The following is a 20,885-nucleotide window of genomic DNA, read 5'->3' on the forward strand; positions in this document are numbered from 1 at the left end:
GGTGCTCAGGTTGCGGCTTCCTCCGTGAGGCGGGCGGCAAGCGCGCGTGCCTCCGTCTGCGCGTGGCCGACCACCGCCGCGAGGCCCGTGCCCGCGACCGTCTCGCCGAGCCGCGTGATGCCGTCATCCGCCGGCCTGCGATCCGGCGTGCCCGCGACCCAGTCCGTGCGGGCGAAGCCGAGCACCTCGCCGCGGGAGAGCCGCGTGCCGAGCAGCCTCGACGCGTCGCCGATGGCCAGCTCCAGGAAGGCGGTCTCGTCGTGCCTCTCCACCCGGCGGGCGTCGTAGGAGAGCCTCAGCACGTGCCGGTGCTCCCCCGCCTTCTTCCCCAACCAGGCCCACTTCGCGCTGGAATGCGTCAGCGCCTTCGCTGTGATCGTCGAGCAGCCCTCGGCGACGAGCACGCCCGTGCCGCGGGGTGCGCGGTCGAGCTCCTGCGATCGCACGACGAGGGTCGCGAGCGCGATTCGGGACTCCTCCGCGTCCGGCCAAATGCCCTCACGCTCGGTCAGCCCCCGGTCGGGAGCGGCGACCACGACGGCGCGGGCCGTGAGCCGGGTGCCGTCAGTGAGCGTCACGCCCGAGGCATCCGCGGCCTCGACGGCAGCGCCATACTTCACCTCGACGCCGAAGCGCTCGAGCGCAGACACGAGTGCCGTGACGAGCCGCGACACTCCCCCGCGGATGCCCGCCACAGCGGAGCCAGCGGGTGCCGCCGCCCGCAGCGCCCGCACGGTCGAGGCGAGCGACGCCTCGCGCTTGAGACCGGCGCGGAGCCCAGGCGCCACGGCGTCCACCGCGAGGGAGTCCGGATGCCGCGAGTGCACCCCCATGGTGACCGGCGCCACCAAACGCTCCACGACGCGAACGCCCATGCGCCGACGAACGAGAGCCCCCAGGGTTGACTCGCGGGAACCGATCACCCCCGGCATGAGCGAGTCGAGCTGAGCTCGAAGGGCCGCACGGAGGCCGATGACGCGTATCACGTCCGCCGCGAGCGGCACCGACGGGATGCCGAGCAGCCCGGCCTTGGGCAGAGGCATTGCATTGGAGTCGTTCGCCTGCAGCCAAGCCCCCGCGGCATCAGGGAGCTCGATGTCATCGCCGAGGCTGAGGCGCTCCAGGAGATCGGCGACTGTGTGCCGACGGGTGGCGAAACTCTCGGCACCCGCGTCGAGCGTGAGCCCGTCGACCACCTGGGAGCGCACCTTGCCGCCCGCACGGTCGCTCGCCTCGAGCACGACAACCGAGAGGCCGGCGAGCACCAACTCGCGGGCGGCCACAAGGCCGGCGACGCCGGCCCCGACGACGATGCAGTCGGCGACGTGGGCGGGCGACTCGGGCTCAGCGGTCGGCGCCCCAAGCGGCGCGTCGTCCCGGCCCTCGCCGGGCACCTCGCTCTCGGCAGGACCGGTCATCGTCTGACGGTCACTCCCCCGCCGCACCGATCGAGTGCACGAGCTCGACGATGCGCGTCAGCACCGTCGGGTCGGTCTCCGGCGGCACGCCGTGTCCGAGGTTCACGACGTGGGCGGGAGCCTCACCGCCGCGGGTGATCACGTCGCGCACGTGGCTCTCGAGCACGGGCCACGGCGCGGCAAGCAGCGCAGGGTCGATGTTGCCCTGCAAGGGGACGGAACCCCCGAGGCGACGGTTCGCCTCGTCGAGAGGGATGCGGTGGTCGACCCCGACGACGTCCGCGCCGACATCGCGCATCGCGGCGAGCAACTCGCCCGTGCCGACGCCGAAGTGCACCTTGGAGACCGGCAGGTCATCGATGTGCGAGAAGGCGCGCCGGGAATGGGGCGCGACCCGCAGTTCGTAGTCGGTCAGCGAGAGGGAGCCCGCCCAGGAGTCAAAGAGCTGCGCGGCGCTCGCGCCCGCCATCAGCTGGGCGCGCAGGAAGGCGCCCGTGACGTCGGCGGTCCAGTCAAGGAGCCGGGCCCACACCTCGGGCTCGGAGTGCATGAGGGCCCGTGTGCGCAATTGCTCGCGCGACGGCCCGCCCTCGACGAGGTACGAGGCGAGCGTGAACGGCGCGCCCGCGAAGCCAATGAGCGGCGTGTCGCCGAGCTCCTCGACGGTCATGCCGACCGCCTCGGTGATGGGGGCAAGGGAATCCGGGTCGAGTTCGGGAAGCGCTGCGACATCCGCCGCCGACCTCACCGGGTTGTCGAGGACCGGGCCTCGGCCCGCGACGATCTCAACCCCGACACCCGCCAGTCGCAGGGGGATCACGATGTCGCTGAAGAAGATCGCGGCGTCCACGCCGTGGCGCCGCACCGGCTGCAGTGTGATCTCGCTTGCCATGGACGGGGTCAGGCACGAGTCAAGCATCGCGGTGCCCTCACGCAGCTCGCGGTACTCGGGAAGCGAGCGGCCCGCCTGCCGCATGAACCAGACGGGAAGGGGCGACACGCGCTCGCCCCGGTAGCTGCGGATAAGGGCGGAGCCGGCCGTGCGGCCGGTCACGAGGGGATGCTGGTCAGGAAGGCTCACACGTCAAGTCTGTCATCGATGGGCGAGTACCATGGATGGGTGCTCGTCTGCCTCTCCGCCAACCACAGCAGTGCGAGTTTCGACGTACTCGAACGCCTGTCTGCGGGCGGCGCCGATATCGGCCCGCGCTTCGTGCGGGACAACGAATTCGTGCAAGGTGCCGTCGTGCTCGCCACGTGCAACCGATTCGAGGCGTACCTCGATGTCGACGAGACGCGGGTGCACGATCGGGCCGAAGCGGCCGAGAAGATCCTCGGCGCGCTGGCCGAGTCGAGCGGCATCGACTGCCGGCAACTCGAGTCCTCTGTCGAGGCGATCGACGGTGACGAGGTCGTGCACCACCTCTTCGCGGTGTCGTCCGGCCTCAAGTCCGTTGTCGTCGGCGAAGACGAGATCGCCGGCCAGGTGCGCCGATCGCTCGATGCCGCGCGCACGCTCGGCACCGCCACCTCCAGTCTCGAACGCCTCTTCCAGAAGGCCTCGACGGCGTCTCGCGGCGTGAAGACCCGCACCGCCATCGGCCACGCAGGGCGCTCCGTCGTGCGCCTGGCCCTCCAACTCGCCTCCAGCCGCATCTCCGACTGGTCGCAGACCCACGTGCTCCTGATCGGCACTGGCGCGTATGCCGCCACCACGGTCGCCGCGCTCCGCGACCGCGGGGTCCAGCAGATCACGGTGTTCTCACCCTCCGGCAGGGCCGCGAAGTTCGCCGCTCGACTGGGACTCGTCGCGACGGAAGACCTGCCGGCCGCCCTCGATGCCGCGGGTGTCGTCATCACCTGCACGAGCCGCCCCGAGCCGGTCGTCACGCCCGAGGTGGTGCACGAGGGCGAACGTCGCCTCGTGGTCGATCTCGGTCTGCCGCGCAACGTCGACCCCGCGGTCGCCCACATCACGGGCATCGAGTTGCTCGACCTCGAGACCATCCGCCTCCACGCTCCCCTCGAGGAGCTGACTGCTACAAGCGATGCGCACGAACTCGTGCTCGACGCCGCTGCCGAGTTTCACGCGAGGGAGGCCGAACGTCGTGCCGGCCCCGCCATCACCGCGATGCGCGGTCGCGCATTCGAGATCCTCGACGCCGAGATCGAGCGCGCGAAGCGCCGCGGCACCTGGACGGAGGAGTCCGAGGCCGACATGCGCCACCTGCTGGGCGTGCTGCTGCATACGCCCTCCGAACGAGCCCGGCAGGCAGCCCGCGAGGGTGACGTCGAGTCAGTGTTCGCCGCGGTGGAGACCCTGATCGGGCCGGTCGACAACGTCAATCTCGCGAGCCGGGACGAAGACCGCGAGGAGCAGCTCCCCGCCTGAGGCCCAATGCCTCGGCGGTGCGGCCGCCGCCTCAGGAGTTGTAGCGCATGGCTCCCCGACGCAGCAGGTCGATCCTCGCCTGCAACTGGGCGACGCTCGCCTGCGGAACCGCCGGCCCTCCGGCCATCCGACGGAGTTCGGCGTGGATGTGGGCGTGCTGTTCACCCGTGCGCTTGGCCCGCATGCCCACGAGGCTGTTGAGGAGCTTGCGCTGCTCCTTCAGGGTGCGGTGGAGCGGCTGATCCTCCTGCACCTCACTCTCGAAGGCCTCGGCGATGCGCTGACGCCCTTCCGAACGACGCGACTGCCGTGCCTGGCGGGCCTGCAGCAGCTCACGCACCTGCTCGGGCTCAAGCAGCCCAGGCAGGCCGAGGAAGTCGAGTTCCTCCAGGCTGCCAACCTCCGCCTGGAACCCGAACTCTCCCCCGTCGTAGAGCACGCGGTCGAACTGCGCTTCTGAGCCGAGCGCCTTGAAGTCGAAGAGGTCGGCGTCGGCCGACGCCGACTCGGTGCGGTTCGCGGCGTCGAGGGCGTCATCGTCGAGCACGATCTCCTCGAGACCGTCCTCGTTGACTTCTCTGTCGAGGGCGTGGTCGCGTTCGAGCTCCATCGTCTGCGCGAGCGCCATGAGCGCGGGAACGTTCGGCAGGAAGATGGATGCCGTCTCACCTCGCCTCCGTGTGCGCACGAAGCGACCGATGGCCTGCGCGAAGAAGAGGGGCGTGGAGGCGGATGTCGCGTAGACGCCGACACCCAGGCGCGGAACGTCGACCCCCTCCGACACCATGCGCACGGCGACCATCCACCGTGACGTTCCCGCCGAGAACTCGGCGATCCGATCGCTCGCGGCCTTCTCGTCTGAGAGCACGACGGTCGGTTCCTCGCCCGTGATCTGCTTGAGGATGTCCGCGTAGGCTCGGGCCGCGAAGTGGTCCGTCGCGATCACGAGGCCGCCGGCATCCGGCACGCCGTTGCGCACTTCAGTGAGTCGCCGGTTCGCGGCCTTCAACACGGAGGGAATCCAGTCCCCCTCGGGGTCGAGCGCCGTGCGCCAGGCCTGCGCCGTGACATCCTTCGTGTCGCCCTGCCCCAGGTGCGCTTCCATCTCGTCGCCCGTGCGCGTGCGCCAGCGCATCCTGCCCGCATAGGAGAGGAAGATGACGGGACGCACGACGCCGTCTGCGAGAGCGCGGCCGTAGCCGTAGGTGTAGTCGGACTGGGAGGTTCGGATGCCGTTCTCGTCGGGATGGTAGGTCACGAACGGGATCGGCGCCGTGTCGGAGCGGAACGGCGTACCCGTGAGGGAGAGACGTCGCACTGCCGGCTCGAATGCCTCGCGGATCGCATCACCCCAGCTGAGCGCATCGCCGCCGTGGTGCACCTCGTCGAGGATCACAAGCGACCGGCCCTGCTCGGTCATGTGGCGATGGAGCGATGCTCGCGTGGCGACCTGCGCGTAGGTCACGGCGACGCCATGGAAGTGTCGCCCGTGCGTGCCGTCGGCATTGCGGAACGAGGGGTCAAGCCGGATGCCCACGCGGTGGGCGGCCTCCGCCCACTGGGTCTTGAGGTGCTCGGTGGGGGCCACGACCGTCACACGGTTGATGACGCCGCTAGCAAGGAGTTCCGTCGCGATTCGGAGCGCGAACGTCGTCTTGCCTGCGCCCGGTGTCGCGGCGGCGAGGAAGTCGCGGGGTTGGCGTTCGAGGTAGAGGTCGAGCGCTTCCTGCTGCCACGCTCGCAGCTTGTTTGCGGTGCCCCTCGCCGCCCGCTCGGGGAAGGCGGGGGAAAGGTGCTCGGCCGCGAATGTGCCGACTGGCCGACCGAAGTTCGCGGAGGTGTTCACTGGAGACAATGGTACCCGCCCCCACCGACACGGACCCCCGAAACGAACAAGGGGCACCGACCTCGCCAAGCGAGGAACGGTGCCCCTTCTCAGACGCTGAGCGTCAGGCGCGGCGGTTGCTGCCGCGCGTGACGAAGCCCCAGATCACGAGCACGAGGAGGGCGCCCAGGATGGCGACAAGCCACGTCTGGATCGACCAGAACTCCTCGAGTCCGACGCCGAAAATTGCGCTGCCGATCCAACCGCCGAGCAGGGCGCCAATGACGCCGATGACAAGGGTTGCGATCCAGCCACCGCCCTGCCGACCGGGAAGGATGGCCTTCGCGATCGCGCCGGCGATGAGGCCAAGAACAATCCACGCGATGATTCCCATGGTCTTTCACACTCCAGAATGTCGGTGTTCATGCTCCACAGCGGAGCACGAGTCAATGATGGCTCGACCCCCGCATGAGGGACACCCTGCAATTTTCTGGCGATCGGTAGTAAAGGGGCGTTTGCTGCCACCCCCGGTCGTGCGTCAGCATTGGGGCATGGCATCCCAGCATCCGTGGTCGCGCTACGTCGCGCTCGGGGACTCGTTCACAGAAGGCATCGGCGATCCGGAACCGCAGAGTCCCGGTGGTCACCGCGGCTGGGCCGACCGCGTGGCCGAGGTGCTCAGCATCGACCACCAGCCGTTCTCCTATGCCAATCTCGCGATCCGCGGGCGACTGCTGCAACAGATCATCGATGAGCAGGTGGAGCCCGCCCTCGCCCTGAAGCCGGACCTCGTTTCGATCTCGGCCGGCGGCAACGACATCATCCGCCCGAACACGGATCCCGATGAGGTCGCCCATCGGCTCGAGGGTGCCATCACCCGACTTCGTTCCGACGGGGCGACCGTCGTGCTCTTCAACGGACCAGATATCGGCATGACCCCGGTCATGCGTCGACTGCGCGGCAAGGTCGCCATCTACAACGAGAACCTTCGGGGCATCGCCCACCGTCATGACGCGATCGTCGTCGACATGTGGTCGATGCGCGAGCTACAGGACCCGCGGATGTGGGCACCCGACCGCCTGCACTTCTCCCCCGTCGGGCACCACACAATCGCCCGTGCCATGCTCGATGCCCTGAATGTGGAGCACGACCTCGAGCCCTACGCGCCGGAGCCCTTGCCTGAGCGGCCTTGGCGGCAGGCGCGGGCCGACGACATCGTGTGGGCCCGCGAGCACCTCGTGCCGTGGGTCGTCCGGCGCATCCGTGGACGCTCTTCGGGCGACTCCATCACGCCGAAACGGCCCGGCTTCTAGCCGGGCCGTTCCGTGATGCTGGGAGAGCTCCTAGCGGCCGAACTGTGCGGCCGCCGGGCAGTCGAAGGGGTCACCGCCGGCTGAGAGCCCGACACGGTTGAGGTACTGCACGACGATTCCGTACGAGGTCAGCAGCCCCACCTCGGTGAAGGGGATCTTGTGAGTCTCGCAGTACTCCTTGGCGATCTCGTTCGCCTTCTTGAGATGCGGCCGCGGCATGTTGGGGAATAGGTGGTGTTCGATCTGGTAGTTGAGTCCGCCCATGAAGGTGTCCATGAGCCAGCCACCACGGATATTGCGCGACGTGAGCACCTGGCGACGCAGGAAGTCAACCTTGCTGTCGTGCGGCAGGATCGGCATCCCCTTGTGGTTGGGCGCGAAAGACGCACCCATGTAGACACCGAAGACGGCCATCTGCACGCCGATGAAGGCGAATGCCATGCCGAGGGGCAGGGTGAGGAAGACCACGGCGAGGTACGCGCCCATGCGCGTTGTGAGCATCGTGATCTCGATCCAGCGTTCCTGCACCTTGCCCTTGCCGAAGGCCGTGCGGAAGCCGTGCATGTGCAGGTTGAGACCCTCGAGCATGAGGGCGGGGAAGAAGAGGTAGCCCTGGCGCTTCAGGAGCCAGGCGTAGAGACCCTTGGTCTTGGCAGCATCCTCTTCGCGGAATACGACGAAGTCGGGCTCGATGTCGGGGTCCTTGCCCACCATGTTGGGGTTGGCGTGGTGGCGGGAGTGCTTCGTCATCCACCACTGGTAGCTGATGCCCACGAAGAGGTTGGCGAGCGTGCGCCCCACTGCGTCATTGAGCTTGCCCGAGGTGAAGATCTGGCGATGCGAGGCCTCGTGCGCAAGGAATGCGTACTGCGTGAGGATCACGCCGAGTGCCGCTGCCATGAGCAGCTGGAACCAGCTGTCGCCCAGCAGGATGAACCCCGTGATGACGCCGCCGAGTGCGAGGGTGATGCCCGAGAACATCGCGATATAGAAGCCGCGCGCCCTCCGGAGGAGCCCCGCATCCCTCACCGTGTTGAGCAGTGCCGAGTACTCGCTCGTCGGGCTTTTGCGATCGCCACCCGGCCGTGTGCGCGTGAAGGTGACAGTCGGTTGGGGTTGTGCTGAGGCGGACATCCATCTCCTCTGGTTCTTGCGACTTCCCAGCCGGGGTTATAGATGAAGCGCGTGCGTTCAACGGATACTTACTGACCCTACGCGGTCAGGTGACCTCCATCAACGAGGGCGCGCCGAATATGGCATATTCCCAGCCTTGTCTATTCCCGCGAGGGAATATGTCTCAGCCGAACACGAGGCTGGGGTTGCCCATCCGCCATGCTGCGCCGGGATCCACGATGTCGTCGCCGAGCACGAGCGGCACGTTCACGACGTCCTGGCCGACGGTATAGCTCGCCGTTCCTACCTGTGTTCCCGCAGCTGCCGTGACCACCGGCTCCGTGTGCACCGCGACGGAGATCGGCGTATCGGCCCAGACCAGCGCCTTCTTCGACTCGCGCGCGACGACCCGTGCGGTGTCGCCCCAGACGGTCGAATAGCTGCCGAAGGACTGCCCCTCCTCCGTGAGCGCGATCTCCTGGAACCCGGCCTCGACCGTCTGGATGAGCGACTGGATCTGGGGGTACTGGACCGCGTGGAGTTCACCCCCGAGGGCGACACCCACGAGAGTGACCGAGGAGGATTCGATCTCGAGGTCGGCGGAGAAGAGCAGGCAGGCACCGGCCTCCGGCAGGGTGCCCGTCTTGATGCCATCGACACCGTAGGTGCCGAGGATCTTGTTGGAGTTCTCGAGCACGCCCGCTCCGTCGAAGTACACCTGCGGCGTCGCGACGATCTCGGCAATGACCGGGTTCTCGAGCGCGATCTTGCCGAGCTGGATGAGATCGCTGACCGTGCTTCGATTCGCCGGCGAGAGCCCCGTCGGCTCGACGAGTGTCGTGTTGTCGAGCCCATGGCTCGCGATCCACTCCTGTGCCGCGGAGACGAACGTCGCCTCGTCGCCGAAGGCCCATTCGACGAGCGAAAGGGTGTAGTTCGCGGCCGACGGCAGGAGCATGGCCTGCATTGCCTCGTACTGCGTGAGCTGCATACCGGCCTGCACCGGCTTGACGGTGGCCCCCCGCGCCTGGAAGGTGCCGAAGTGAGCGAGGTCTTTCGAGGTGAACGTGATGGTGGGCCCGTGGTCCTCGAGCGTGATCGGATGCCTCTCCAGCACCGTGAGCGCAGTGATGACTTTCGTGATGCTCGCCATCGGGAGCGCTTCGGTGCTGCCCGTTGCCGCGAGTACGCCTTCGAATCCGACTGCACCGATGCCGACCGCCGTGCTGTTCGGCCACGCGAGTTCCGCGGCAGCCGCCGCCGGTGCTGGAGCGTCGACGAGGATCGCAGGCGTCGGGTCGAGCGGCGCGAAGAGCGTCATGGGCAGGTAGGTCGCCGCGGCGAGGAAGACGGCTGCGCCTCCGAAGACGACGAGACGGCGACGTCGATAGACCTGGGCTCGCGATGCTGACACCGCGCAATCCTAATAGCTTGCGGGGCCGGGGCCTCAGCGCACGCGCAGCTCCCACATGGCGACGGCACTCGCGGCGGCCACGTTGAGGGAATCGATGCCCCGAGACATGGGGATCGTTACGACCGTGTCGGCCGCGGCGATCGCAGCGCGGCTGAGCCCGTCACCCTCCGTGCCGAGCACGAGGGCGATCCGCTCGGGAGCATCTGCGGCGAACTCGTCGAGCGTCACTGCGCGGTCCTCGAGCGCGAGGGCTGCGATGTGGAACCCGGCGGCGGAGAGTATCTCCCGGGCTTCTGGCCACTCGGGGAGTCTCGTCCAGGGAACTTGCAACACGCTCCCCATGCTGACGCGCACGCTACGGCGGTAGAAGGGGTCTGCGCAGCGCGGGGTGATGAGCACGGCATCCGCACCGAGCCCTGCCGCCGCGCGGAAGATCGCGCCGACATTCGTGTGGTCGGCGAGATCCTCGAGGATCACGACACGCCGGGCATCCGAAATGATGTCGGCGACGGATGCCAGCGGGGGCCGGTGCATCGAGGCGAGCGCGCCCCTGTGCAGGCTGAAGCCGGTGAGCGCCGTGAGGACGGCGTCGTCACCGACGTAGACCGGCACGTCGAACCGTTCGGCGTAATCGGCTACGTCGGCTAGCCACTTCTCGAGTACGAGGAACGACCGGGGGCGGTGGCCTGCATCGATCGCGCGGCCGATGACCTTGGAGGACTCGGCGATGTAGAGGCCACCAGCCGGTTCCTGCAGCCTGCGCAGGACGACGTCGGTGAGCCGCGCATAGTCGTCCAGCCCGGGCGCGGAGAGATCCTCGACCCTGATCGTGCGCATGTGTGACTCTTCCAGCTCCGGGGACCCGATTCGGTGCCCCGAGGAAACATATCGGATGCCGCGAACGCTTAAGGTGTGAGAGGGCGTTTCCACTCCGCCCGCGACGAGGAACCGATGCCAGAAGACACTCCCGCGACGCGCCGCCACGCGACGTCCCCCTCCCCCGAGTCGCTCGATGCCGCCGCCGGACTCATTCGCGGCAGGACGCTCGCCGTGCTCACGGGTGCCGGGCTCAGCACCGACTCGGGAATCCCTGACTACCGAGGCGAGGGTGCGCCCGCGCGATCACCCATGACGTTCTCCCAGTTCCTTGAGAGTGAGCAGTACCGCAAGCGCTACTGGGCCGGCAGCCACCTCGGATGGCGGGCGTTCTCGCGCGCGCAGCCCAACGCGGGACACCTCGCCCTTGCCGCCCTTGAGGCAGGCGGCGTCTCCAATGGGGTCGTGACGCAGAACGTCGATGGCCTCCACGTTGAGGCGGGCTCCGCCAAGGTCGTAGACCTGCACGGGTCCATGGCGCGGGTCAAGTGCCTGGAATGCGGGCAGTACTTCGCCCGGTCGGCCGTCGCCGAGACGATCGTCGCTGCGAACCCATGGCTCGAGGAACCCGGCGCGGTCGAGTTGGGCCCGGATGGTGACGTGGCGCCCGGCAGCTTGGGCGACTTTACGATCCCCTCCTGCACGGTCTGCGGCGGCATGCTCAAGCCAGATGTCGTCTTCTTCGGCGAGTTCGTGCCGACCGAACGATTCGCCGAGGCGCGCGCCCTCGTGCACAGCGCCGACGTCTTCCTTGTGGCTGGCTCCTCGCTCGTCGTGAACTCTGGCATCCGTCTGCTCGAGGTGGCCCTGCGCAGGCGCGCGCCCGTCATCATCGTCAATCGGGGGACGACCAAGGGCGACGGCCGCGCGGCGCTCAAGATCGATGCCGGGGCCAGCCCCACGCTCGAGGGCCTCGTGGAACGGCTGCTGCCGTGACGCGGCTCGTGCTGGTTCGCCACGGCGAGACCGACTGGAACCGCGCGCGACGCGTGCAGGGCCGCACCGACATCCCGCTCAACGAGACGGGACGGGGGCAGGCTCGACGCACGGCCGCGGCACTCGCGAGCCAGCGCTGGGACGCCATCTACGCGAGCCCCCTCTCGCGCGCCTTCGAGACGGCTCGCATCATGGCGGACGCGCTGGGGCTCGCAGCACCCGAGGCACGCGACGCGCTCATGGAACGCAACTACGGAGACGCCGAGGGCCTGACGGCGCAGGAGGTCGCGGCACGTTTCCCCGGCTCGATCGAGGTACCCGGCCGTGAGCGGCGCTCGCACGCCGTCGCACGTGCCATCCCCGCGCTCGTGGACATCGCGGAGGAACACCCGGGTGGCCGTGTGCTCGTGGTGACGCATGGCGGCCTCATCCGCTCACTCCTCATGCGCCTGGAGCCCGGGGAGGGCGACCACCACACGGAGGCCATCCCCAACGGCTCAGTGCACTCGCTCGACTACGCGGAGGGCGCGCTCGCGCTCGTCGGCTTTAACGAGGAACTCGTCGTGCCAGGCGAGGGCGATGAAGACATCACTGAGCAGAATCCCGTCGAGGCTCGCGAATCCGACCGCGAGTGAGCGGATGCTTCATGAGCTCCTGCGCGAGTTCATAGAGCGTGCGGGCCGAGCGTTCCCAGGTGAACTCCTGCGCCTGCAGGGTCGCGAGCGCCGATCGGCGCTCCCACTCCCCGGGCTCCTCCAACTCGCGCACCCTTGCCGCGAGCTCGGCAGGGTCATCCGGCTTGAAGTAGCCTGCCGCGCCTCCGCCGATCTCGTGGAAGACGCGGATGTCGCTCACGACGATCGGCGTGCCCTGCGCCATCGCCTCGACGAGCGGGATGCCGAAGCCCTCGTCACGTGACGCCGAGACGAGGGCAGTCGCGCCCTGGAGCAGCTCCCGGTACTCCTCGTCGCTCACACCGCCCTTGAACACGAGGGCGCCAGCCGGGGCAAGCGCTTCGAGTCGCCGCCGGTCGTTTTCGCTCGCCCTGCTGAGGAGGAGCGCCGTGTAGCCCGGGAGGTGGTGGAGCGCCCTGGCGATCGCCTCGACGTTCTTGTAGGGCATGAAGGAACCCATGTAGACGAGTTCGCGGCGCTGCGGTGCGCGCCGCGGTGCCACCGGCTCCTGCCGTACGGCACTGCGCACGACCGTGAGCGGCCGATTGGTGATGCCGGCCGCCCGGATCTCCCGGCTCGTCGTGTAGGAGCCCGTCACGATGGCATCCGCTCTCCTCAAGAGCATGCGCACGGGCAGGTAGGTCCAGTGGTACACGCGCCAGCCAGCCCGAACAGCCCAGGAGAACTCGCGGGGTGGTGTCGGGCTGCGGTAGTAGATCAGGTCGTGCAGCGTGAGGATGAAGCGATAGCGACGGCCGAAGGAACCCATCATCTGCATGGGCGTGAAGACGACGTCGGGCTGGGCGCGGTTGACGATGAGCGAGACCCACGGCTCGCGAAGGCTGGTGGGGTCAGTTCCCTTGATCCATGGCAGCTCGGGCAGCATGGCGAGTTGTCGCTCGTCGCTGATGAGCATCGTGACGGGCGTGAGCCGAGCGAGTTCGCTGACGAGTTCCGCCGTATAGCGGCTGATCCCATCGTGACGCTCGAGCCGCGTGTACCGGCAGTCGAAGACGATCTTCACGACGTGGGGTGGCGGGCCAGGAACGACTCGATGGCGGATGCCGCGACCGCGGGCGTCTCGTAGTGGATGAGGTGCCCGACCTCTGGGATCACGATGAGCTCAGAACCGGCGATTGCCCCCTTGAGCGCGCGGATCGCGGAGAGCGGCGTGATGTCGTCGCGCTCTGCCGCCACGAGCAGGGTCGGCGCCTTGATCGTGGCGGCGAACTCGCCGACCGAGCGGGTGACGGATGCGTCGAAGCCCTCCAGGATCGTCTGCTTTGACGCAAAGCGGCTGAAGTAGGTGTCGTGCTGCCCGTGGATCCACCGGCGGAGCCCTTTGTCCTTCGTCTTCGCCAGGGCGACGCTCATGCCCCGAACGATGACGGGTGAGCTGAGGAAGGCGCGGGCGGCGCGCTCAGGTAGCAGCCGGGCGGAGCGGTAGAACCCGACGGTGAGCGCTGTGGCGACGGGCCGCGGGCCCTCGAGCCCTGGCACAGCGATGGGGTTCACGAGCACGACGGCGGGTGCCGCGAGGCCGCGCGCTATCGCGGCCGACGCCACGATCGAGCCGAAGGAGTGGCCAAGCACGGCCGCGTCCCCCGCCAGGCCGAGGGCCTCCATGAAGGCAATGAGCCAGGTCGCGTATCCGTCGATGTCGTGTGCGGCCTCCGTCATCGCGCCGGATTCGCCGAAGCCGGGGAGGTCGGGTGCGATGAAACGCATGCCGGGGAGGTGGGCCACGATCGGCTCGAGCCCGTGGTGCTCGCCGCGATAGCCGTGCACCAGCACGACGGTGGTCGTGGCATCCGCTTCGCCGTATGTCCAGTATCGGGTCTCGCTGCCCAGCAGTGGCACCGAATGCTCGGTGACGGGGATGCGGGCGAGCTGCTGCGCGTAGGGCGATGCCGCATGCGGCGACTGGGCGTTCATCACCCCCAGTCTACGGTTCGGCTGGGCGTCAGCCGTTTCACACCCGGGATGCTCGAGGTCGACTTAGACTCGAGACGATGATCCGTCACCAGCCCAGAGGAGACTCGTGAGCTTCACCGCACCCATCCAGTTGCCCGGTCTCACCCTTGACCCCCTGTGGCATCGCAGGTCCGTCTTCTACCAGGTGATGGTGCGGTCATTCGTCGACAGCAACGGCGACGGCAATGGCGACCTGGCGGGTCTTATCTCGCGACTCGACTATCTGCAGTGGCTCGGGGTCGACGCCCTCTGGATCCCGCCGTTCTTCACCTCGCCCCTGCGCGACGGTGGCTACGACGTCGCCGACTACAAGTCGATCCTGCCCGAGTTCGGCACGCTCGATGAGTTCCGCGACCTCGTAACGAAGGCGCACGAGCGCAACATGCGGGTCATCATCGACCTTCCGCTCAACCACACCTCCGACCAGCACGACTGGTTCCAGCAGTCACGCACAGACCCGGAGGGTCCCTACGGCGACTTCTATGTCTGGAGCGACAGCGACGAGAAGTACCCCAACGTCCGCATCATCTTCACCGACTACGAGGAATCGAACTGGGCCTTCGACTCCGAGCGCCGCCAGTTCTACTTTCACCGCTTCTTCTCGCACCAGCCCGACCTGAACTACGACAACCCTGCCGTGCACGACGCCGTCTTTGACGTCGTGCGGTTCTGGCTCGACCTGGGCGTCGACGGGTTCCGCCTCGACGCGATCCCCTACCTCTACGAGTCGGATGAGGGCAATGGTGAGGGCGAGCCCAAGACCCACGAGTTCCTCAAGAAGCTGAGAGCCATGGTCGACCGCGACTACCCGGGCCGCATCATGATCGCCGAGGCCAACCAGTGGCCGCGCGAGGTCGCCGCGTTCCTCGGCACGGAGGAGGAGCCTGAGTGCCACATGGCGTTCGACTTCCCCGTCATGCCGCGCATCTTCTACTCGCTCCGCTCGCAGAACGCCAAGGAACTCGTGCAGGTGCTCAGTGAGACGACCGACATCCCCGAGGGTGCCGGCTGGGGGGTCTTCCTGCGCAACCACGACGAGTTGACTCTCGAGATGGTCTCGGAGGAGTATCGCCAGGCGATGTACGGCTGGTACGCCTACGACCCGCGGATGCGCGTCAACGTCGGTATTCGTCGGCGTCTCGCCCCCCTGCTCGATAACTCGCGCGACGAGCTCGAGCTCGCGCACGCACTCCTCTTCTCGCTGCCGGGCAGCCCCTTCATCTACTACGGCGATGAGATCGGCATGGGCGACAACATCTGGCTCGATGACCGCGATGCCTCTCGCACTCCCATGCAGTGGACCCCCGACCGCAACGCCGGCTTCTCCTCTGCCGACCCGGGAAAGCTCTACCTGCCCGTCGTGCAGTCGCTCGTGTACCACTACACCCAGACAAACGTCGAGTCACAGCTCGCCCAGTCGCGCTCCTTGCTCCACTGGGTGCGCAACGTCATCCACGTGCGCAAGGCACATCCCGTGTTCGGCCTCGGCAGCATTCGGGTGCTGGAGACGAGCCACGAGTCGGTGCTCGCCTTCGTGCGTTCCTATGAGGGAGCGGGCACGCAGTTCGGTGACCCTGCGGAAGACGTGCTGTGCGTCTTCAGCTTCGCGCACAACCCGATCTCGGTCACGATCAAGGCAGACGATCTCGCTGGCGCGTCGCTCGTCGATCTCTTCGGTGGCAGTGAGTTCCCCGCCTTCGATGATTCGGGATCGCTGACGCTGACGCTCGGCACGCAGAGCTTCTTCTGGCTGCACATCGGTTCCCACTGACACCCCGCTGAGCTGCCCAGGCGGTGTCGGAGGTCGCCCATAGAGTGAGGGCGTGACTACTTCATGGGTTGATGTGCTGGGGGTCTTCGACCTGGAGACGACGGGGATCGACATCGAGACGAGCCGCATCGTCTCGGCGCATGTCGGCCTCATCGACGGCTTGGGCGCAAGCGTCGAGCAGCACCTGTGGCTGGCAAATCCTGGCGTCGAAATCCCGGCGCAGGCCGCGGCCGTGCATGGCATCACGACGGAGCGCGCCCGCACCCTGGGGCGCCCAGCGCGCGAAGTCGTCTCGGAGATCCTCGAGAGCCTCCGCCACCTCTTCGAGCGCGGCGTGCCCGTCACGGTCTTCAACGCGCCCTATGACCTGTCATTGCTGCAGCGGGAGGCGGTGCGTCACGGTCTCGAGCCGCTTGCCGAGCCCTTCCCCGTGATCGACCCACTGGTGATCGACAAGGCGGTGGATCGCTACCGGCGTGGCAAGCGCACCTTGGAGGTGTCGGCACAGCACTACGGGGTGCCGCTCACCGATGCCCACGACGCTGGCGCCGATGCGATTGCTGCTGGCCGTGTCGCCCAGGCGATCGTGCGGCGCTTCGCCAGTGACCTGCCGACGGATGCCGCTGGCCTCCACCACGCGCAGGTCGGCTGGTATGAGCAGCAGGCCGAAAGCTTTCAGGACTACATGCGGCGCACCAAGGACCCGTCGTTCGTGACGTCGACGGAGTGGCCACTGCGCTAGCAGTCGAGCGGCCCGCCTCGCTCCCGGGCAGACGTTCCGGGGCAAAGAAGAAGCGGGCGGCTGGCCGAAGCCATCCGCCCGCTGATTCGGGTGTGGTCACCCGAGAAGACTGATCAGGAACCGAAGCCCTTGTAGCGGTTCTTGAACTTCTCGACGCGGCCAGCGGAGTCCATGATGCGCTGCTTGCCGGTGTAGAAGGGGTGCGACTCCGACGAGATCTCGACGTCGATGACGGGGTAGGTGCTGCCGTCTTCCCACTCGATGGTCTTGTCGCTGCCGACGGTGGACCGGGTCAGGAATGTGGCGCCCGACGCGAGGTCACGGAAGACGACGGGTGCGTACTCGGGGTGGATGCCAGACTTCATTGGTACTTCCTTGAGTGGGATGTCATGGGACAGGTGAGAAAAGACAGAAACTCGTGGCGCAACGGCCAACCATCTACGATACCAGAACTTAGGCGGCGCGCGCGGTGTACCGGCCCTCGTCGTTGCGGATCTCGAGCCCGAGCCCGAATGTGTCGCTCAGCAACTCGGAGGTCAGCACCTCGCCGATTGGTCCGGCCGCCCGGATTCGACCCTCTGCCATGAGCATCGCGTGGCTGAACCCGACGGGGATCTCCTCGACGTGGTGCGTGACCATGACGATGGCGGGAGCATCCTGCGAGGAGGCGTAGCCGCTCAGCAACTGGAGGAGTTCCTCGCGCGAACCGAGGTCGAGGCTTGCCGCCGGCTCATCGAGGAGCAGGATCTCGGGATCGGTCATGACCGAGCGCGCGATCTGCACTCGCTTCTGCTCGCCGTCGCTCAGGTCACCGAAGCGGCGCTCGGCCAGGTGGCCGAGCTTCCATTCTGCGAGCACGCGTTCGGCTCGGCGCGTGTCAAGTTCCTCGTAGGACTCTGTCCATCGACCAGTGACGGAGTATGCCGCCGTCATGACGACGTCGATCACCCGCTCGTTGCGCGGCAGGCGACGCGCCATGGCGGTGGATGCGAAACCGATGCGCGGGCGAAGTTCAAAGACGTCGACGCTTCCGAGGCGCGCGTCGAGCAGTTCAGCCTCGCCCGACGTCGGGTGGATGAGCGCCGAGGCGAGCTGGAGGAGCGTCGTCTTGCCTGCTCCGTTCGGGCCGAGGATGACCCAGCGTTCCTCACTGTCGACGGTCCAGTCGATCGAATCGAGAATGCGGTTCCCGTCTCGGACTACGGACACATCAGAGAGCTTGAGAACGCTGGCCATGAACTAAACCCTACCCTCAGTGACTGCGTCTTTTAGGGTGACACAGCGGGCGCGGTGAGCAGGCTGCGGTAGATCTCCTCCGTGCGGCGCGCGATTCGGTCCCAGCCGAACTCCTGCTCGGCGCGGCGTCGTCCTGCCGCGCCCATCCGAGCAGCCTCCGCCGGGTCGGAGACGACCTCGAGCAGAACCTGCGCGAGGTCGTGCACGAAATGCTCGGGATCGAGCGGAGTGCCCGAGCCGTCGTCGACCTGCTCAATGGGCACGAGTCGCCCCGTGACACCGTCGTCGACGACCTCCGGGATTCCTCCCGTCGCGGTCCCCACGACGGCCGCACCACACGCCATCGCTTCGAGGTTCACGATGCCGAGCGGCTCGTAGACGGAAGGGCAGACGAAGGTCGTTGCGGCAGTGAGCACGGCGGAGAGCTCATTGCGCGGGAGCACGCGGTCAATCCAGACCACCCCGCCCCTCGCATCCTGCAGCTTCTGCACGGCCTCCCGCACCTCGGCCATGAGCGCGGGCGTGTCGGGCGCGCCAGCGCACAGCACGAGCTGCACGTCGCGCGGCAGCTGCGCGGCCGCCTTCAGCAGGTAGGTGAGCCCCTTCTGCCGTGTGATGCGCCCGACGAAAACCACCGAGGGTCGTGTGGGGTCGATGCCGAGCGAGCGCAGGGTCTCTGGGTCCTCCGTGGGCTGCCAGGCTTCGAGGTCGATGCCGTTGTAGACGACGTGCACCCTGTCTCCGTCGAGGTGCGGGTAGGAACGCAGGATGTCTCGGCGCATGCCCTCGCTCACGGCGATGACGGCAGCCGCGCCGGAGAATGCCTGCTCCTCGATCCAACTTGACACCCGGTAGCCGCCGCCGAGCTGCTCGGCCTTCCACGGGCGCAGCGGCTCGAGGCTGTGAGCGGTGACGACGTGAGGGATGCCGTGGAGGAGGCTCGCGACGTGCCCCGCGCCATTCGCGTACCAGGTGTGGGAGTGCACGATATCGGCGCCCGCGACATCCTGGGCGATCTCGAGGTCGGTGCCGAGGGTCGTGATCGCTGCGTTTGCAGTCTGAAGGGCATCCGGCGTGCTGTACGCCGTCACTCCCGGTTCAGCGCGTTCGGCGCCAAAGCAGCGCACCTGCACGTCAAGCGTGCGCCTGAGCTCCTTGACCAGCTCGGCCACATGGACTCCGGCACCCCCGTAAACCTCGGGCGGGTACTCGCGGGTGACGACGTCGACTCTCACAGATTGAACGGTAGTACAGACGCATGTTCGCGCATACTGTGGAGCAATGGCCTCCCAGAAGATCTTCGGAATCGTGCTCGCCGGCGGCGAGGGCAAGCGCCTCATGCCCCTCACGGCAGACCGGGCGAAGCCAGCGGTCCCCTTCGCGGGCAACTATCGCCTCATCGATTTCGCCCTCTCCAACCTGATCAACTCGGGCCTGCGGCAGATCGTCGTGCTGACGCAGTACAAGTCGCACAGCCTCGACCGCCACGTCTCCCAGACCTGGCGGCTCTCGGGGTTGACCAACTCCTATGTGGCATCCGTGCCGGCGCAGCAGCGGCTCGGCAAGCGGTGGTTCGCTGGCTCCGCTGACGCGATCCTGCAGAGCCTCAACCTCCTGCGCGATGAGAAGCCCGACATCGTCGTCGTGGTCGGTGCCGACCACGTGTACCGCATGGACTTCAGCCAGATGATCGACGCCCACATCGAGTCCGGGGCCGGTGTGACGGTCGCCGCGATCCGCCAGCCGATCTCCCTCGCGAACCAGTTCGGTGTGATCGAAGTGGAGAAGGACGACCCCACCCGCATCCACGCCTTCCATGAAAAGCCGCAGGAGCCAGTCGGCCTGCCCGACTCCCCGAACGAAGTGCTCGCGTCGATGGGCAACTACGTCTTCGACGCCGACGTGCTGATGGATGCCGTGCTGCGCGATGGCGAGACGCCATCGTCGAACCACGACATGGGTGGGGACATCGTGCCGGATTTCGTCTCGCGAGGCGACGCGGCTGTGTACGACCTCATCCGCAACGAGGTGCCGGGGGCCACGGATCGCGACCGCTACTACTGGCGCGACGTGGGAACGATCGACTCCTACTACGACGCACACCGGGACCTCATTTCGGCGTTGCCGGTATTCAACCTCTACAACCGCACCTGGCCGATTTTCAACCAGCAGTTCAACGCTCCCCCGGCGAAGTTCGTGCGCGACGCTTCAGGAAACCTCGGCACGACGATCGACTCGATCGTGTCGCTCGGCTCGCTCCTGTCGGGCGCGCACGTCGAGCGCAGCGTGCTGGGACCCTGGGCGACGATCGAGTCCGGTGCCCGCGTCGTCGACTCGATCGTCTTCGACCACGTGCGCATCGGGCAGGGAGCGGTCGTGCAGCGGGCTATTCTGGACAAGGAAGTCGTTGTCGACCCGGGTGCGACAGTGGGGGTGGATGCCGCTGCTGACCGCTCGCGCGGCTATACCGTCACAGATTCGGGCATCACGGTCGTCGGCAAGGGAGTCCACGTCGTCACCTGATTCCGGCGCTGGTGCGCCGCCCGTCGTTTGGATGCGCCCATGCCCTTTCTCGTTGTGCTCGACGTCGACTCGACCCTCATCGAGAACGAGGTGATCGAGCTGCTCGCTGAGGAGGCGGGCAGCCTGGAACTCGTCGCCGATGTCACCGCGCGGGCGATGAACGGCGAGATCGACTTCGCGGAGAGCCTGCGCCTGCGGGTGGCCACACTCGAGGGCCTCCCCGTCTCAGCCTTCGAGACCGTCCGCGCCCGTGTCGAGGTCACCAAGGGTGTGCCTGAGCTCGTGGCAGGCCTCCACGCAGTCGGGGGGAGGATCGGGGTGGTCTCAGGTGGCTTCCACGAGATCGTGGACCCCTTCGCCGCGGAGCTCCGCCTCGACTACTGCCGTGCCAACCGACTCGAGACGCGCGATGGCGTGCTCACGGGTCGCGTGCTTGGCGGGGTCATCCATGCGGAGGCCAAGGCGGATGCCATCGCGGAGTGGGCTCTGGATGCCGGAGTGCCCATGCGCTGCACCGTCGCGGTCGGGGACGGCGCCAACGACCTCCGGATGATGGAACGCGCCGGACTCTCGATCGCCTTCGATGCCAAGGCACCCGTGCGCCAGGCCGCAGACCTCGTGCTCGACGAGCGGGACCTTTCGCTCGTGCTCGGGGCCCTTGGGCTCGACGCCGGGTGA

General features: G+C 67.6%; 20 protein-coding genes. 8 read left to right on the forward strand and 12 right to left on the reverse strand.

What is annotated here, in order from left to right:
* Positions 1 to 5: 5 nt before the first annotated feature.
* Together FVA74_RS06095 and hemE are read right to left on the reverse strand one after the other, a co-directional pair.
* Positions 6 to 1,418: an NAD(P)/FAD-dependent oxidoreductase gene (locus FVA74_RS06095; RefSeq protein WP_147721191.1), complete on the reverse strand. Its 1,413-nt coding sequence runs from the start codon at positions 1,416 to 1,418 to the stop codon at positions 6 to 8.
* A 10-nt stretch (positions 1,419 to 1,428) separates the two neighbouring features.
* Positions 1,429 to 2,499, reverse strand: a complete 1,071-nt coding sequence (gene hemE / locus FVA74_RS06100; protein ID WP_147721192.1) for a uroporphyrinogen decarboxylase — start codon at positions 2,497 to 2,499, stop codon at positions 1,429 to 1,431.
* 18 nt (positions 2,500 to 2,517) lie between these two features.
* Here hemE and FVA74_RS06105 point away from each other — a divergent pair, with 18 nt between their 5' ends.
* Positions 2,518 to 3,810: a glutamyl-tRNA reductase gene (locus FVA74_RS06105; RefSeq protein WP_240792331.1), complete on the forward strand. Its 1,293-nt coding sequence runs from the start codon at positions 2,518 to 2,520 to the stop codon at positions 3,808 to 3,810.
* Positions 3,811 to 3,841: 31 nt separating this feature from the next.
* Here FVA74_RS06105 and FVA74_RS06110 read toward each other — a convergent pair whose 3' ends face one another.
* On the reverse strand, positions 3,842 to 5,656 hold the full coding sequence (locus tag FVA74_RS06110; RefSeq protein WP_147721193.1) for a DEAD/DEAH box helicase: 1,815 nt from the start codon (positions 5,654 to 5,656) through the stop codon (positions 3,842 to 3,844).
* 103 nt (positions 5,657 to 5,759) lie between these two features.
* On the reverse strand, positions 5,760 to 6,029 hold the full coding sequence (locus tag FVA74_RS06115) for a GlsB/YeaQ/YmgE family stress response membrane protein (RefSeq protein WP_147721194.1): 270 nt from the start codon (positions 6,027 to 6,029) through the stop codon (positions 5,760 to 5,762).
* 157 nt (positions 6,030 to 6,186) lie between these two features.
* Here FVA74_RS06115 and FVA74_RS06120 point away from each other — a divergent pair, with 157 nt between their 5' ends.
* Positions 6,187 to 6,948 (forward strand): SGNH/GDSL hydrolase family protein, encoded by a 762-nt coding sequence (locus FVA74_RS06120; protein ID WP_147721195.1) that lies wholly within the window; start codon positions 6,187 to 6,189, stop codon positions 6,946 to 6,948.
* 30 nt (positions 6,949 to 6,978) lie between these two features.
* Here FVA74_RS06120 and FVA74_RS06125 read toward each other — a convergent pair whose 3' ends face one another.
* The 3 genes from FVA74_RS06125 to FVA74_RS06135 form a co-directional block, all read right to left on the reverse strand.
* A complete protein-coding gene (locus FVA74_RS06125) occupies positions 6,979 to 8,082 on the reverse strand; it encodes an acyl-CoA desaturase (RefSeq protein WP_147721196.1) in 1,104 nt (367 codons plus the stop codon).
* 163 nt (positions 8,083 to 8,245) lie between these two features.
* Positions 8,246 to 9,475 carry a D-alanyl-D-alanine carboxypeptidase family protein gene (locus tag FVA74_RS06130; protein WP_147721197.1) on the reverse strand — a complete coding sequence of 410 codons (1,230 nt, stop codon included), beginning with the start codon at positions 9,473 to 9,475 and terminating at the stop codon, positions 8,246 to 8,248.
* A 33-nt stretch (positions 9,476 to 9,508) separates the two neighbouring features.
* Entirely contained in the window at positions 9,509 to 10,312 is an 804-nt protein-coding gene (locus FVA74_RS06135) for an RNA methyltransferase (RefSeq protein WP_147721198.1), read from the reverse strand.
* Positions 10,313 to 10,426: 114 nt separating this feature from the next.
* Between FVA74_RS06135 and FVA74_RS06140 the strand changes: the two genes are divergently transcribed.
* Both FVA74_RS06140 and FVA74_RS06145 read left to right on the forward strand, forming a co-directional pair.
* Positions 10,427 to 11,287, forward strand: coding sequence for a Sir2 family NAD-dependent protein deacetylase (locus FVA74_RS06140; protein ID WP_147721199.1), 861 nt, complete (start codon positions 10,427 to 10,429; stop codon positions 11,285 to 11,287).
* Positions 11,284 to 11,922 (forward strand): histidine phosphatase family protein, encoded by a 639-nt coding sequence (locus tag FVA74_RS06145; RefSeq protein ID WP_147721200.1) that lies wholly within the window; start codon positions 11,284 to 11,286, stop codon positions 11,920 to 11,922. The genes FVA74_RS06140 and FVA74_RS06145 overlap by 4 nt, the downstream gene beginning before the upstream one ends.
* Here the strand turns inward: FVA74_RS06145 and FVA74_RS06150 are convergent.
* Entirely contained in the window at positions 11,876 to 12,985 is a 1,110-nt protein-coding gene (locus FVA74_RS06150) for a glycosyltransferase family 1 protein (protein WP_147721201.1), read from the reverse strand. The genes FVA74_RS06145 and FVA74_RS06150 overlap by 47 nt on opposite strands.
* On the reverse strand, positions 12,982 to 13,896 hold the full coding sequence (locus tag FVA74_RS06155) for an alpha/beta fold hydrolase (RefSeq protein WP_147721202.1): 915 nt from the start codon (positions 13,894 to 13,896) through the stop codon (positions 12,982 to 12,984). Before FVA74_RS06155 ends, FVA74_RS06150 begins: the two co-directional genes overlap by 4 nt.
* Before the next feature lie 106 nt (positions 13,897 to 14,002).
* On the opposite strand from FVA74_RS06155, the gene treS reads away from it, so the two are divergent.
* Together treS and FVA74_RS06165 are read left to right on the forward strand one after the other, a co-directional pair.
* On the forward strand, positions 14,003 to 15,706 hold the full coding sequence (gene treS, locus FVA74_RS06160; RefSeq protein ID WP_147721203.1) for a maltose alpha-D-glucosyltransferase: 1,704 nt from the start codon (positions 14,003 to 14,005) through the stop codon (positions 15,704 to 15,706).
* Positions 15,707 to 15,758: 52 nt separating this feature from the next.
* Positions 15,759 to 16,448 (forward strand): exonuclease domain-containing protein, encoded by a 690-nt coding sequence (locus FVA74_RS06165; RefSeq protein ID WP_147721204.1) that lies wholly within the window; start codon positions 15,759 to 15,761, stop codon positions 16,446 to 16,448.
* 113 nt (positions 16,449 to 16,561) lie between these two features.
* Here the strand turns inward: FVA74_RS06165 and FVA74_RS06170 are convergent, their stop codons facing one another.
* The 3 genes from FVA74_RS06170 to glgA all read right to left on the reverse strand — a co-directional run bounded on the left by FVA74_RS06170 (position 16,562) and on the right by glgA (position 18,919).
* On the reverse strand, positions 16,562 to 16,813 hold the full coding sequence (locus tag FVA74_RS06170; protein WP_147721205.1) for a type B 50S ribosomal protein L31: 252 nt from the start codon (positions 16,811 to 16,813) through the stop codon (positions 16,562 to 16,564).
* An 88-nt stretch (positions 16,814 to 16,901) separates the two neighbouring features.
* A complete protein-coding gene (locus FVA74_RS06175; RefSeq protein WP_147721206.1) occupies positions 16,902 to 17,684 on the reverse strand; it encodes an ABC transporter ATP-binding protein in 783 nt (260 codons plus the stop codon).
* 32 nt (positions 17,685 to 17,716) lie between these two features.
* A complete protein-coding gene (gene glgA / locus FVA74_RS06180; protein ID WP_147721207.1) occupies positions 17,717 to 18,919 on the reverse strand; it encodes a glycogen synthase in 1,203 nt (400 codons plus the stop codon).
* A gap of 46 nt (positions 18,920 to 18,965) precedes the next feature.
* Here glgA and glgC point away from each other — a divergent pair, with 46 nt between their 5' ends.
* Complete coding sequence (gene glgC / locus FVA74_RS06185) at positions 18,966 to 20,207, forward strand: glucose-1-phosphate adenylyltransferase (protein ID WP_147721208.1); 1,242 nt, start codon at positions 18,966 to 18,968, stop codon at positions 20,205 to 20,207.
* A gap of 39 nt (positions 20,208 to 20,246) precedes the next feature.
* Complete coding sequence (serB, locus tag FVA74_RS06190) at positions 20,247 to 20,885, forward strand: phosphoserine phosphatase SerB (RefSeq protein ID WP_147721209.1); 639 nt, start codon at positions 20,247 to 20,249, stop codon at positions 20,883 to 20,885.

It is taken from the genome of Salinibacterium sp. dk2585, assembly GCF_008001035.1.
Classification (GTDB): domain Bacteria; phylum Actinomycetota; class Actinomycetes; order Actinomycetales; family Microbacteriaceae; genus Homoserinimonas.